Origin of the sequence: Nocardia wallacei (assembly GCF_029869545.1) — a bacterium.
GTDB lineage: Bacteria > Actinomycetota > Actinomycetes > Mycobacteriales > Mycobacteriaceae > Nocardia > Nocardia wallacei_A.
This window is the reverse complement of the sequence record NZ_JARWQD010000231.1, coordinates 1-14,179: the sequence shown is the minus strand read 5'-3', so window position 1 is coordinate 14,179 and position 14,179 is coordinate 1. Positions and strand designations below refer to the sequence as shown.

Here is a 14,179-nt window from a genome sequence, read left to right as displayed (position 1 = left end):
TCCTTGCTCTTGTCGTTGGCCTCGAAGGCGTCCTTGTCGACCTTCCCTTTCCACTTCGCGCGCTCGTCCTGGAGCTTTTTCAGATGATCGGTCAGACCCGAATGGTTCTCGCGCAGCTGCGATACACCTTCCGCGGTGTCGATCAGAGAGCTTTCCAATATTCCCGAATGGTCGGTCTCGTCGAGCGGCTTACCGGTACCCAGGGTGTCGATCGACATCTGCCACGCAAATCGCGTATCCCTGACCGCTTTGTCGAGCAGGCCGTCCTTCTTGGCTCCCACGGGAGGCCACAGCTCGATACGGTAGAGATGGTCGCCTTCATCCGCCGAATCGAAACCGCGCGGAACGGTCGCAAACTTCGGGGTAGCGGCCTTCTCTTCCTCGGTTTGCATTTCGGTGATTATTTCACTCTTCGGATCACCGGACCATACCGCATTGGCGAGCTTTTGGTATTTCATGTCCGTCCGGAGGTCCCAATCACCCCCGGCATGGTCGGCACGGACCATATCCTGCCTGGTGTCCGACTTCAGCTTGCCCAGGACTTCTACCAATTCGGCGGAATTCAAGCCTTTCAGCTTGTCCATCGCCTGCTTGGCCTCGTCCGTAGTGAAATAGTCGTTGTCCCAGGTCCGGTGATGAATATCGTGGATCTCATTGACGGTCTTGTCGACCTTGTTCTTGTCCACCTCGACCATCAGACTCTCCTCCGTTCAGCGGAGCCTTCGGCCCCTGCCGTAGCCTTCGACAACTCGGCGATGAGCGGAGGCGCTCCGCTGCGGCCGATGGGGCCGACGCTGATGGCACCACCACCGGTTGCCGGCAGCGTGGGAGCCGAGACAGCCTGCGCCGCAGCCGGTAGCTGCGGATGCTCGGCGATCTGGCCGTAGGTGTAGAGCACCTCGCGCAGCCGGTGCCGGTCGATCTCCCCGGCGCCGAGCAGCAGCAGGATCTCGTCGGCACGGCGCTCGAACACCCTGTCGCGCAAGGACTCCGGCCCGGCCCCGGCACTACCGGCGGCTATCTCGTCCCACCAGGGCGCCGGAACGGGGAGGTCGGCCTGCAGCGCGTCGAGGACCCGCTGCCGCCGGGCGTGACGTGCCCCGGCTTCCGAGCCGACCGCGGTCACGGCGTGGCGGACCTGCATATCCGCGGCCCGTGCCAGCTCCAGGCAGACCGCTCGCAGGTCCGATTCGGAGACCTCGGCCGCTCGGCGCAGCGAATCCTCCGAGCCCGCCATCTCGAGCCGATCCGACAGCCCGGCGCCGGGTGCGGAAAGATCGACCGTGCACTCGGCCGCGCGCACGTTTCCCTCGACCGCGACCCCGTCGCCGAGCGCGGCGCGCACACCGTCGGCGACCGCCGCCGACGACGCCAAGGCACTGGGACTGCCGATCCCGATACGACCGGCCACCAACCCGAACGCCGCCAGGATGCGGGCAGGATCCGGATTCCCCTCGAACTCCGCCACCAGTTCCCGGCCGCGGTCGCCGAGCGGCGCATCCCACCTCCAGGGAACGAAGACCTCGGAGGGCAAGAACAGTCCCGGGGGCAGCCATCCGCGGCCCTCGGTCGAGGTGACCAGTACCAGTGGCCCCTGCGAGGCTCGCAGGACCGCGACTCCCCAGCCCAGACTCGGGTACGAATCACCCACTGCGGCAAGGATTGCCGCAACGAGCGTGCGGGCTAGTTCCAGATCGTGTTCGGCTCGGTCGCCCACCACCAGCGAAGGCCGCGACAGCCGATGCCCGGCCGCGGCGACCGCTGAGACGAGCGGTCCGGCCGACAGCGACCGGGGTGGTGTCGGGCCGCCCGTCGTCCCGATCGGTGGGAGTGGGCCGGGCAGCGGCGTACCGACCGCGGCCGGACCTGCCCCATCGTCGGCAGGCCCGGCGGAACCGCCCGGCGCAGGCACGGACGCGGCCGCGGCGGAACCGTCGGCGTCCGATCCCGGCGTATCGGCCACGGTAGTGGTGGTCTCGGGGGGCATGGCGGGCGCATGGGGCACGACTCCGACCGGCGCCGTGCCCTGATCGGACAGTCCGGGAGCGCCCGGCGGCGCCGAAACCCCGGACCCCGGCGTCGCCTGGTCCGCCGGACCGGCCGCCTCCGGCGCCGGGGAATCCCCTGGCGTGGGCTGCCTGCCCCACTGCGCGCCATCGGCTGTCGGCGTCTCGCGGCCGTTGCCCGCCGTCGGATCGGCAGGGCCGTGGGGCGCCGTGCCGCCCGGAGCGAACCTCTCCTTGCTGCCGGAATCCGAGACCTGGCCCCCACCGTCGAGATCGTTGTCCTCGAGCGCCTTCGCCGAGGCGATCAGCTTGTCTCGGGTCTGTTCATGATCACGGGCGATACGCTCGGCCTTCCTGTGCCGCCGGTCGTAGTAGTCCCGCAGCGCCCCCACGACCGGGCCGCCGAACGGCCCGTTGCTGGCTTCGAAGTCATCGAGCCAGCCATGCGGGATCTTGCCCCAATTCCGGATATTCTCCGCGCGCCGCTCGTGCTGCTTGGCCATCTCGCGCAGCTGATCCGGTTCGATCCTCATGTAGTCCGGCATATTCGGCCCATCGTCACGCCAGGCACCTCGAGATCATTCTCGCCCCTCCCCGAAGTTGGGAACCGGCTGATTCGGATCCTTCCCGGCCCGCCACTCGTCCACAATTTCCGAGATCGGCCGCGGCAGAATAGTCGGGTCGTTCATGGTGATGCCGTACTGTCTGCGCGCATCCGCCGTACTTTCGACGATGGCCGCCATGATGTCGGCAACGAGTTCGTCGTTGTCGAACCGGTCGCACGTACCGGGGGCCAGGTACAGATCCCGCAGCCGCCCGTAGGAATCGACCTCGGGAATGACCAGACCGCTCGGAGACGGGCGGCGCGCGACGATGGCGTCGGCTCGTTCGCGCACCTCCGCGAGTCGATGCCGCAGCTCCCGTGTCACGCTGATCGCGAGCTGTACGTCGGGATGGAGTTCTCTCACTGGTCCTCACTCATCCATACAGAACGCAGACTTGCTTGTACCGGGCATGTCGTCAGGACCGGTCGATGGTGTCCGGGGCCGCGATGGGCGGTGGGGTCTGTGGCGCAGCGACGGCGTTGGGGGGTGGTCCGGCGGTGACGGTGGGGGCCGATACCTGGTCCGGGGTGGCCACCGGGCGGGACACCCGGGTGTCCTCGGCCACCGAGACCGCGGCCGGAATCTCCTCGAACCGAGGATGTTTCACGATCTGTTCGTGGGCGTATACCGCGTCTCGCAGCTGCTGCCGGGTGGACTCCTCGCCCAGCAGCATGACCAGTTCGTTGCAGCGGCGTTCGAAGACCATCGCACGGAGACCGGTGGTCTCGTCGTCGACGCGCAGGTCTCCCAGCTCGACCCGCCCGACGTCCACGCGCTGCGACAGCATCGCGGCCGCCAGCAGGTCGTCGGCGTCGCGCAGCTCGTCCCACCAGGACGCCGGAACCTCGCGTCCGGCCTGGACGGCCGCCAGGATTCGCTCCCGCAATCCGCGCGAGGTCTCGGCGTCGGGATTCGTGGCGGTGCCGCGGCGAATCTTCGCGTGCGCGTCCGCCGCCAGTTCCACGCACCGCTCACGCACCTGCGCATCCGGCACGGCCGACACGTGTTCCAGCGACTCCACGGAACCGACCAAGCCGAGGCGATCGGCCGTGTCGGGGGTGAACACCCGCAGGTCGACATCGTAGGCGGGCCCGACCAAGCCCTCCATGGGGACGTTGGCGAACCGAGAGCGCAGTCCGCCGTCGATCGGCCCGGACGACACCAGTGCCGACAGGCTGGCATTGGCCTTCGCGCCCCACGCCAGTCCGAACTCCACCAGCACCCGCGCGGGGTCCGCGACCCCTTCCCACGGCGATCCCGCGTCGCCGGACTCGCCCGCCAGGAACTCGTCCCACACCCACGGGGTGGAGACCTCGCGCGGCAGGAACAGCTCGGCCGGGAGCCAGCCGCGGCCCTCGTTCGAGGTGATGAACACACCCGCACCCGCGGGGCCACGCATGACGGCGACCGCCCAGTGCAGACCCAGGACCGACGAATCCACCGCGGCGAGAACGGCACTCAGCAGCGTGCGGGCGATCACCAGGTCGTCGTCGACCGCGTCGCCCACCACGTACGCCGGCTCGGCCTCCTTCTCCTTCGCCGCGGAGACGGCGGCCGCGAACGGTGTCGGTATCGGCACCGGCGGCTGATCGGTGCGACCGGTCGCGCCCGTCGGCGGCTGGGTCGTCGCGCGGTCGTCGACCGGCCCGGCTCCGGGGCCCGCGGGCCCTGCCGGGCCTCCCGTGACCGTGGGCGGAACGACCCCGCCGGGACCTGTCGCGGTCGGTCCGCCGCCGGGTCCGGCCGGTCCGCCACCGGGACCCGCGACGCCTCCCGCCGGGCCCCCGGCGACTCCCGGCTGGCTTCCCGTTCCCGCCGTATCGGACGGTCCCGCGCCGTTGACACCCGGTGCGGCACCGTTCGGTGTGGAACCACCCGGCGTGACGCCGACCGGAGTCTGACCGTCGGGGGTGCCGACATCGCCGGGCGGCCTGCCCATCCCGGGCGAATCGCCCGGGGTGATCGCAGGCGGACGCTGCGTCGAGGGCGCCTGCGAATCCGGTCGACCGTCGACGTCTTCGCCCGCGCGACCGATCTGCCGGGCGGCGTTGTCGTCCGCCTCCTCGAAGTCGCGTGCGGCCTTGCGCAGCGAATCGCCGGTCTTCCGGTGCTGTGCGGCGAGTGCGTATCCGGCGTTCTTCCGGGCGTTGTAGTAATCGTCGAGCGCACGCTTGACCGGCGACGCGATGGCGCCGTAGCTGTCGATGAAGCTGTCGAGCCAGGTCTGCGGCGGCTCCGCCCATGCCTCCGTATCATCGGCGACCCGATAGTGCTGTTCCGCCAATTCACGCAGGACGTCAGGGTCGATATCCATGCTGTCTGGCATGCCCGGGCCGATCCTTTCCCACCATCAACGTCGGGACTATTGTCAGCCCTTCCCAACAATGAGAATGCAGGTCAGCTGGGATTACCCGCCGCTCACCGGTTCGGGGGCGCGGTGACGGTCGAGCGGCGCGAGGGACCTTCCGGCGGCGGCGCGGGGGCCGTCTGCCCGAACGACGGGTGATCGACCAACTGCCCGTGCGCATAGACGGCATCACGCAGCAGTTGCCGCGTCGGCTCGCCCGCCAGCAACGACACCAGTTCGTTGCAGCGACGCTCGAACGTCATCGCGCGCAAGGCCGTCAGGTCCGAGGCGGCGGGATTCTCCGAACGCAGTTCGCCCAGGGGAATTCGTGAGACATCCGACCTCAGCGACAGCATCGACGCCGCCAGCAGGTCGTCGCTGTCCCGCAGTTCGTCCCACCACTGCGCCGGAACATCACGCCCCTGCCGGAATGCCTGGAGTATCTGCTCCCGGAGGGCGGCGCTGCCCATCGACGCCGTAACGCTCGAACCCAGCCGCGACAGCCGCAGATGCGCACCGGCGGCCAGGTCCGCGCACCGGCCGCGGATCTGTGCGGCCGGGACGCCCCGGACCCGGTCCAGCAGCTGCGGCGCCCCGACCAACTCCAGCCGGTCCACCAAACCCGGTGCCGGAGAGGAGAATTCCATCGTCGGGTCGGCGCCCACCGAACCCAGGACCGACGCGTTCGCCAGCTGCCGCCCGAGGCCCTCATCGATCGGCTGCGAGGAGGCCAGTGCGGACAATCGCACTCCCGACTTGCCACCCCACGCCAGCGCGAACTCCGCCAGCACCCGCGCGGGGTCCGCGACGCCCTCCCAGCCCGCACCCTCCGAGACCGACCACACCCACGGGGTCGACAGCTCCCGCGGCAGGAACAGTCCCGGCGGCAGCCAGCCCCGCCCCTCGTTCGAGGTCACGAAGGCGCTGACGCCGTCGGAACTGCGCATCACCGCCACCGCCCACGCGGGCCCGACGACCGGGGCGGCGGCCAGCAGGCTGCTCAGCAGCGTCCGGGCGAGCACCAGATCCCCGTCCACGCGCTCGCCGATCATGAAACTCGGTGCGGCGGCGGCGATCATCGCGGCGCCCACCGCATCCCGCACCAGCCCGTCACTGCCCTGCTTGTCCTCGGAATCGCCTGGCTCCGTTGGTGTCTCACTACCGGACGGGCCGGGCGGCTGGTCGTGCCGGATCGGCGGCGGACCCTTGACCGGCGGGCCCGCGCCCGCGGGCGCCGAGACACCCGCGGCAGGGCCCGCGCCGATCGGTCCCGGTGCCGCCGAAACCTTCGGCGCCGCAACCGAGAACCGCGAATCGGCGCCTGGTGGCGCACCCGCCTGCCCGGCGGCGCTCACCTGGCCCGGCGGCACCGGCGGCGCGGCGGCGGGTCCCGCCGACACCACGGGCTGAGGCACCACGGCCGACTGCTGTGCGGCGATCGCCTGCGCCGCCGCCAGCGCGCTGAACGGGGCGCCCACACCCGCGTCGTCGGCCGCGGATTCCGACGATCTGGTGCCCCGGTCCGATCGGGCCGCCGCACCGGAGTCGGTCTGCCCGTCGGTCGAAACATCGGAATTCCCGGTCGATTCCGAATGCGCCGATGCGGTATCCGCCGACCCGGAATCCGCCGTCGAATCCACCGATCCGGAGCCCGCCGAACTCGCGTCCCTCGATCCGGCATCCATCGGCCCCGAATCCGCAGGGCCCGCAACCGATTCGCCCGGCGGCGGCGCTCCGCCCACCGCCTGGCCCGGCGTGTGCCCCGGCGCGGATCCGGTCGCCGATGGTGGCGCCGCGGAGGTGCCGGGCACCGACGGATCCGCGGGCTGCGGGCCCGCGTCGGGCCGCCCCGGAGGAAATTCGCCCGCCGGCGGTCCACCCGGGAACAGGCCGTCGGCGAATCCGGGCGGGAGATGGACGACGGGCAGATGCGGCCCCAGCCGCTCCAAAAGCCTTTCCAGGCCGCGCAATTCCGGTATCGACGGAACGTAGCCGTCACCCGGGAGCCGAAATCCCGGCGGCAGCAGCCCCGGTGGCAGCTGCCGATACGGGCCGCCCCGCCGATACGGGCCGCCGCCGTGGTGTTCGCGGGGACGATCCCGCCCCGGATGCACCGGGTCCCAGGGCCCCGGCTGTCCCAGCAGCCGGGCGAGCAGATCCAGCTCCGGCAGCCCCTGCGGGCTGATGTCCGCGAGGGCGCGGGCGACCGTCTCGGCGACCTCGGCCCGCGCCCGCTCGATGATCGCCGCCACCCGTTGGCGATCCCGGGCCGCTTCGGCCCGCTCCGCCTCCTCGGAGTCGTCCTCCGAGGAGTCCTGGCTGTAGACCTCCCGGATCTTGCGGGTGGCCTGATCGACGATGTCGAGGATCCGATTGCGCGTGCGATACACCGAATCGGAGATGCGGCCGAAGGTATCGGCCGCCGCGACCAGGGCATCGACGAATCGGTGCAGGCTGCCCTCCTGGGCCAGCATCTCTTCCTTGATCGGCTCCAGCCCGGCGCTCGACCGTGAGCCCTCCTCGAAGGCCCGGCGCGCCCGCTCCGCCTCGTAGGGATCCAGTGCGGCCGCACCGTCGCGCGCGACCCGCTCCAGCCTGCCCCATTCCCGGGGCGAGATCTCCGGCCACTTGTCCTCGACAATGGCCTTCCAGTACGGACTCTCGCGCTCCGGCTCCATCGGAGATCAGGCCGACTCGGACCGCTGCACGCACGCACCTCCGGCGATATCGGTCTCGCGGTAACCGTTGTTGGTGCGGACGGTGCGCACGTAGGTGTTCCCGGCATCGGCGTCCCGATCGGCTATCCACCGATCGATCCACCCGGTGACCAGGTCGCATACCTGGGCATGCCGATGGTCGAGCGTCGACTGCGGACGTGTCGTCAGGCGCAGTTCCCGGTTCACCGAACCGGCATCGCCGGTGAACGAGCAATGCGCCGTATGCCGATGTCCCGCAGTGATATTCAGGTCGTCCGGATCATCGATATCCAGCTTGTCGAATCCCACGTCGACTCCTGTCTCGCGATGCGGTCGGCGTTCAGCGTTGTCCGCCGAGCTCGGCGATTTCCGTTGCCCGGTAGGACGATTCGGTGGGCAGGTCGAACGAGTCGATGGTGTAGGGCCGGGTGCCGTTGGCCTCCATCTCCGCGCGCAGCCCGACCCGGGACTTCATATGCGCCAGCCGGGCCAGCCGGACGATCTCGGTGGCCAGCCACTGGTCACCGTTGTCGCGGGCCTCGTCGGTGATGTGCAGGCCCACGATCTCCCCGTCGCGGTCGCAGGCGACGCCGAGGCTGTGATCGAGGGTGAACACCTCGTAGGTCATGGCGCGCCAGTCCGGCGCCGGGGCCTGGTCGTCCTCGTCCTCGAGGTAGTCCGGTGCGTGTGGCTCTGTCATCGGAGACTCCTAAAAGGTTGCGGCAGCATCGGGTTCGTGCTGCGGCGAGGGGGGTGCGGCGAGCCGCTCGGCGAGTGCGTGCCACGCGCTGTCGTCGATCGTCATGACCTGACGCAGCTGCCAGAACCGGGCGCCCAGATACAGCTCGCCGGTGCCCCCGGGAGCGACATCGAGATGGTCGGGCCCCTCGGCCTCGGCGTTGAGCGCGACCGTGGTGATCGGCGGAACCAGATCGTCGACATTGATGATCGTCCCCGTGCCGCCGGGAATGAAGCTGCGCCGGAAGCGATCTCCCGCCTCGATCGCCAACTCGGTGCCGTTGGTGGTGAGCGTGATCTCGGGATTCAGCAGCAACTGCGTCACCCAGGAGCGGGCCGCGAGCTCCGGGCGGTCGGCGTTGATCGAGATGGTGAGCGTATTGGCCAGATCCACCACCAGCACGGCCTCGGCCTGCGTGACGCCGACGATCACCAGCCGCCCGGGCGTGCCGGTGGGAAAGGGCAGGTCGTCAGCGGCGAGAGTCGTGACGTCCGAACCGACTCCGGCACCGGCGGCCGGATGCGCGGCCACCGTCCCCGTCGCCACGTCGATCGTGTACGCGACGATCGGGTCGGCCGCGCGCCCGGCCACCCCGGCCAGCCGGATCAGGCCCTCGGTGTGCAGCCACCGAACGGTGTCGGCGACCGTGACGCCCTCGTCGGTACTCACGACGCCGACTCCGACACCGCCGCGGCCGGTTCTTCCTCGATCGGGTCGTTCCACGGGTCCGAATCCATGAGCAGCTCGTACTGGCGAGCGGCATCGGCGGTGCTGTCCCGGATCGCGGCCATGATCTCGGCGACCAGTTCCTCGCACTCGAGCCGGTCGGCGGTGCCCTGGGCGATGTAGAGGTCGGTGAGCCTTCCCATGGCATCGATCTCGGGGATCACCGCCCCGCTCGGCGACGGGCGGCGCGCCCGGATCGCATCGATCTTCTCGCGCAGATCGGCGATGCGATGCCGCAGGTCGCGGGCGGCGTCGAGGGCCGCCTGCACGTCGGGCTGCATATCACTCATGCGGAACCTCCGGATTGGGTCGGTGCCTGATTGGCCTGGGACGGCGTCGGCGGCGTCACCGACGGTGCGATCGTCGGTTTCTCACCGATCACCGGGTCGGTGTGCGGGGTGTCGTCGACATACATCAGCCGGTCAGGGTGCCAGGCGACCACGCGGTTGCGTTCGTTGTTCCCGCCGCCCGCGCCACCCATACCCGGCGCCATCGGCATGTACGGCATCATCGGCGACCCCATTCCGGCACCGCGCGCGGCCGCGGCCGCCGACGACGAGGACAGCGGCTCGATCACCGGGGTGCGCGGCGCCCCGGCGGGACCGCTGCTCGCGTTCCCGGTGGCACCGACCATCGGCATCGGCCCCACCGACACCGCATCGCTGCCCGAGCCCATCGCGGCGGTGATATCGCCGATCGGGGCCGCACCACCGGCGGATCCCCCGCCACCGCCCCCGTAGCCACCGAGGCCGTAGTCGTCGTAGCCGCCGTATTCCTCGAGCTCCTCGGCGGTACCGCCCAGGCCCTCCTGGCCCATCCCGGACATGCCCGCGGACGCCAGCGAACTCACCATCGAGGGCAGCATGGACGCGATGGCCTGCATGATCTGATCGGATTCGCCGCCACCCGAGCCCTCACCCTGGCCGTTCTTGCCGTTGACCGTGCCCTCGTAGCCCGCTACCGTCTCCGCCGACCGCGCATTCTGCTCCTGGGTCTTGGCCAGCGCCTCCTGGATCCCGATCTGATCCTTGGACCGCATCGCCTTCACCAGCCGCTTGCGGGCGGCGATGATCTCCTCGGGCGTGGGGTGCTTGGCCTTCGCGGTACTGAACGCGTCGGCGTAGTCGTCGATGCCTCCGGCCAGCTTGCCCAGGGCCGTGCCGAGTTGGTCCAGCATGCTGCGATGACGGTTCATATGTTTCGCGGCCTCGGAGCCGACCGGCACCCAGTTCTGCATGGCCTGCGACGCCGCATCGACGCTGGAGAGCGCGGCCTGATGCGAACCGCCGAGATAGGTGCGGATGTCCTGAGCGAACTTGGTCGCAGGGCCGGGCCCCGGACCGGCGCGCAGCTGCTGCGCGAATTGCAGCGGATCGACCGAGGCTCCCGCCGCGGGCATCCGGAACGACGGCGGCTGCTGAAACACCGGCTCGCCGACATCCGGCACCGGATTGTCCAGTAGCTCGGCGCCGCCGCCGTTCACCTTGCGCGCGCCCTCGTCGTCGGCGGCCGTGTAATCGGCGGCGGCGGCACCTACCTTGTGCGCGGTCTTGCGCACCTCGTTGAGCAGGCCGGACAAGCCGTTGAACAGATCGGCCGCCTGCTTGTTCAGTTTCGGCACGTGCTGGGCCGAGATCGGATCGGAGCCCGCGGGCAGCACCCAGCCCGACGGCCGAGCGTTGCCGGTGGCGTTCGCCAGTTCGGCCAGCGTCGACGCCACCTTGGCGATATCTGTCGGCTCGACATGCAGCGCCACACCTGTCTCCTCTCACCCACTCAGCTCGGCGCCGTCACCGCGGCCTGCATCGCCTGATCCCCGGCCGGGGCGCCCTGCTCGGCACCGGCGGTATCCGGTGCGGCCGCATCGACGCCACGCGGATGGAGGAACCCGGCGAAGCCGCCGAACTCACCCGTCTTGTCCGACAGGGTGTTCATGTCCTCGGAGCGCAGTTGCTTCAGCTGGCCGGCGATGATGGCCTCCATCGGCTCGCCCGCGGCCGCGTCGCCGAGTCCGCCGCCCGCGTCGCCGCCCTGGCCGGTGCCGAACACGACCACGATCGCGGAGCGGTTCTTGTCCCAGGTCGCGACGTCGCCGGTCTTGGCCTGCGACGGATCGACCCGGTCGCCGATCTGCTTCGGATCCGTCCACTTCGCCGGGGTATTGGCGTAGGCGGCCTGCGCGTCCGTGCCCTGGGTGTTGGCGAACGCCACATCCAGGCCCTGCGCGACCACCGGCGGCACCTTCTGCGTGCGGCCGTCGGGGAAGGTGTAGTCGACCAGGCCGTCGGCCCCGGGAACCCGCGGCGGCGGACCGCCCGGCGGCGGCGCGGCGGCGTTGTTGGGCGGCGCACCGTTCTGCGCGGTGGCCTGCGCCGCCGGAGCGGTCTGCGCGGGCTGCGGTGCCGCGGACGCCTGCACGGCGCCCGGCTGCTGCGCCCGGCGCATCTCCATCTCCTGGCGGCGGCGCTCGAGGTCCCGATCTGCCATCTCGCGGCGCATCTGCTCCTGCTGCGAGTACGGATTCATCCCCATGCCGTTCATTCCGAACGGGCTCATGCCGAACGGGCTCATGCCGCCGAAGGGGTTCATGCCGCCCATGCCACCCAGGCCCGAGTCCATCGGCGAGGGTGTCTGGGCCGCAGGGGTACCGGCCTGCGCGTCGTCCTTGATCTGGTTGATCGCGTCGTCCAGGGACTTGGAGGGATCGGTCGACGGATCGTTGGTGCCGAGACCGCTGCCATCGTCCTGACCACCGGCCAGACCCGGGGGCTTACTGCCGTCGTCCAGCCCGGTGTCGATGGGTTTGAAGGTGTCGTCACCGAGGCCGTTGCTGCCGTCCTGGGGAATCCTGGGCGGATCGTAGGACGGGCTGTTCGGATTATTGGGATTGCCGGTCCCCAATTGCTCCTTCAGTTTCTTGTTCTCGTCCTGGAGCGCCTTGAGGTCCGTCTTCGCCTTATTGAGCTGATCCTCGATTTCCTTCAGCTTCTTGGCTTCGTCACCGACTCCGTCGCCATTCTTCCCCTGATTCTTATCCGCACCCGCGGTGACCTTGGCGCACTCCTCCAGCCTCTTCGCGACATAACCTTGAATGTGCGCATCCATGGATAGGCTCTGCGGGAGCGTAATCGCATCGTCGTTCAGGTTGGCGATGAGACCTTCGAGGTCCTTCTGGAACTTCTTTCTGTCCTCTTCGGAGTCCTTGACCTTCTTGGCCACCGCCAATACCGATTCCTGCATACTGGCGTACGCCTGTGCGAGCTTCGAGACGATCGCCCTGTATTGAGCGGCGGTCTCGGATTTTCGCATGGTATCCAGATTTGCCGTGTCGACCTGTCTCAGCTCGTCACTTTTCGGTAGGTCGGACGTCTCGCCGGAGCCGAGCAGACTCCAGTCCTTGCTGACCACATTGACCAGCTTCTGGTCGACAAGCGTTACCGTCGCCTTGGAAATCTGGAACTGTTTCAGCTCTTGCGGATATCCGTGGCCGTGATAGTCCGGAACCTCCAAAACGGGCATATCCGGCAGCTCAGCCATTCAGACCCCCAGCGGCGTCGCTACATTCCGTCATACAACATTCTCCAGCGGCCATTGCGAGTACCCGCCCTCATATTTCCCAACCGTCGGAGAGCCTTTGCCCTGAAGCTCCGCCTGCTCCTTGTCGAACGGAATTTTCGCCTTGTCCTGACCGGCGGGCCGGGTAGGGATGGCGGCGGGAATCGGTGGCGGCTGACCATTGTTGAAATTGTGGCTCATAAATGTCGAGCCGAACCAGGATCCGACGCCGTGCGCAAGGGTCTGATTGATCGCGCGCTCGGTCCTCCCAAGAGCAATATCCGCTGTGGCCCACTCCGTGTACTCCCGGCCAGCATTGCCGCTTACCCTGGAGACTCCCGCGCCGATCAGCCTCGATGCCCCGCGGCCCAGGAGACCGCCGCCGAGGTTCCCGAAGGCGTCGCCGATGGCGGCCTGTCCGGCTTCCTTCCAACTGCCGGTCTGCCCCAGGGTGATAGCTCCGCCCACCAGCCCGGTGGCAATGGGAGCGATAAACACACCGCCCGGCACGAAGGAGGTGGCGACCGCGGTCCCGAGTACAGCCCAGTCTTTGCCCGAAAGACCCAGGAAGCCCATCAGCTCACCTCCATACCGCAAATGCCCACCACTATCACGCTGGATCCACCTCTCGATCAGGCAACGTCGTCGCGGGCGTCGGCCGACTACCGACGTGCTCATTGTCGATGATTCCCAGCAATGGGAACCGAGCCGATCCGAGGAGCGATCAGGATTATGGTCGGGAGAGCTGGACGAGATGTCGTGGGCGCCAAGCTGTTTCCCGTGACGGATGATCGAGGCAGGCGGGAGGACCGGTAGCTGTGACCAGTCCACCGATGTGGCAGATGGGACTGGATCCGGAGCCCGTCCCGGAGGCCGACGGCACCGCGCAGGAGCCGGTGACGCCCTGGTCGGGCAAGGATCCGAAGCGGAAGCCGGGCGGCGGCGTTCCCGCTGTTCCCAATCCGCCCGCGCCCGGGGCGGGTCCGCAGGGCACGCCGGAGCAGCCCGCCGCCCCGAAGCCGCCCCCGCAGGCCGGTCAGAACGGCTCCGGCCAGGGCACGGCGGCGCTCGCTCCACCACCCCCGCCGCCGCAGGTGGGGCAGCCCGCTGCGCCCGCCCAGGTTCAGGCTGCGCCCGCGACCGCTCCGCCCGCGGAACCCGCTGCGCCGCAACCGGCTCCGCCACCGCCCGCGGAGCCGGAGCCGCTGGTCGACCCGGACATGGTCGCCAGCCTGGCCCCGGCCGCGCTGCAGGCGGGCGCGATGGCGATGGGGATGCTGCCCATGATCGCCGCCGCCCTCAGCGGACTCGGCGGCGGCTCGGGCGCGGGCAGCGGCGGTACCGGGGGCGGCGACCCCGAGACAGCGGGTTTGTCTCCGCAGGCGCAGAAGGCGATCAAGGTCCTCGAGAAACTCAAAGAGGTCTACGGCGACAAGGAAACCGACGACCCCGAAGTCAAAAAACTCCGCAACGAACTCGGCGTCGGCAAGACCGGCACCGGCGCC

General features: G+C 69.5%; 12 protein-coding genes and 1 pseudogene. 1 reads left to right on the top strand and 12 read right to left on the bottom strand.

Features of this window, described 5'->3' with window-relative positions:
* The 12 genes from QH290_RS19640 to QH290_RS19585 form a co-directional block, all read right to left on the bottom strand.
* The coding region (locus tag QH290_RS19640; RefSeq protein ID WP_280384396.1) for a hypothetical protein at positions 1 to 695 on the bottom strand (695 nt) is incomplete at its 3' end.
* A complete protein-coding gene (locus QH290_RS19635; protein ID WP_280384394.1) occupies positions 695 to 2,539 on the bottom strand; it encodes a type VII secretion target in 1,845 nt (614 codons plus the stop codon). The genes QH290_RS19635 and QH290_RS19640, both read right to left, overlap by 1 nt.
* A 45-nt stretch (positions 2,540 to 2,584) precedes the next feature.
* The gene (locus QH290_RS19630; protein WP_280384392.1) at positions 2,585 to 2,974 is read right to left on the bottom strand and encodes a hypothetical protein; all 390 of its coding nucleotides are present in this window, start codon (positions 2,972 to 2,974) and stop codon (positions 2,585 to 2,587) included.
* Between the two features lie 52 nt (positions 2,975 to 3,026).
* The gene (locus QH290_RS19625; RefSeq protein WP_280384390.1) at positions 3,027 to 4,937 is read right to left on the bottom strand and encodes a type VII secretion target; all 1,911 of its coding nucleotides are present in this window, start codon (positions 4,935 to 4,937) and stop codon (positions 3,027 to 3,029) included.
* 92 nt (positions 4,938 to 5,029) lie between these two features.
* Positions 5,030 to 7,636: a hypothetical protein gene (locus QH290_RS19620; protein ID WP_280384388.1), complete on the bottom strand. Its 2,607-nt coding sequence runs from the start codon at positions 7,634 to 7,636 to the stop codon at positions 5,030 to 5,032.
* Between the two features lie 6 nt (positions 7,637 to 7,642).
* Entirely contained in the window at positions 7,643 to 7,963 is a 321-nt protein-coding gene (locus tag QH290_RS19615) for a hypothetical protein (protein WP_280268580.1), read from the bottom strand.
* A gap of 31 nt (positions 7,964 to 7,994) precedes the next feature.
* On the bottom strand, positions 7,995 to 8,354 hold the full coding sequence (locus QH290_RS19610) for a hypothetical protein (RefSeq protein WP_280268579.1): 360 nt from the start codon (positions 8,352 to 8,354) through the stop codon (positions 7,995 to 7,997).
* Between the two features lie 9 nt (positions 8,355 to 8,363).
* Complete coding sequence (locus tag QH290_RS19605) at positions 8,364 to 9,062, bottom strand: hypothetical protein (protein ID WP_280268578.1); 699 nt, start codon at positions 9,060 to 9,062, stop codon at positions 8,364 to 8,366.
* Positions 9,059 to 9,409 carry a hypothetical protein gene (locus QH290_RS19600; RefSeq protein ID WP_280384386.1) on the bottom strand — a complete coding sequence of 117 codons (351 nt, stop codon included), beginning with the start codon at positions 9,407 to 9,409 and terminating at the stop codon, positions 9,059 to 9,061. Before QH290_RS19600 ends, QH290_RS19605 begins: the two co-directional genes overlap by 4 nt.
* A complete protein-coding gene (locus QH290_RS19595; RefSeq protein WP_280384384.1) occupies positions 9,406 to 10,875 on the bottom strand; it encodes a PPE domain-containing protein in 1,470 nt (489 codons plus the stop codon). The genes QH290_RS19600 and QH290_RS19595 overlap by 4 nt, the downstream gene beginning before the upstream one ends.
* A gap of 20 nt (positions 10,876 to 10,895) precedes the next feature.
* Complete coding sequence (locus QH290_RS19590) at positions 10,896 to 12,656, bottom strand: hypothetical protein (RefSeq protein ID WP_280384382.1); 1,761 nt, start codon at positions 12,654 to 12,656, stop codon at positions 10,896 to 10,898.
* Between the two features lie 30 nt (positions 12,657 to 12,686).
* A complete protein-coding gene (locus tag QH290_RS19585) occupies positions 12,687 to 13,250 on the bottom strand; it encodes a hypothetical protein (protein WP_280268574.1) in 564 nt (187 codons plus the stop codon).
* Between the two features lie 242 nt (positions 13,251 to 13,492).
* Between QH290_RS19585 and QH290_RS19580 the strand changes: the two are divergent.
* Positions 13,493 to 14,179 (top strand): annotated as a pseudogene (locus QH290_RS19580) (hypothetical protein); the annotation flags it as partial.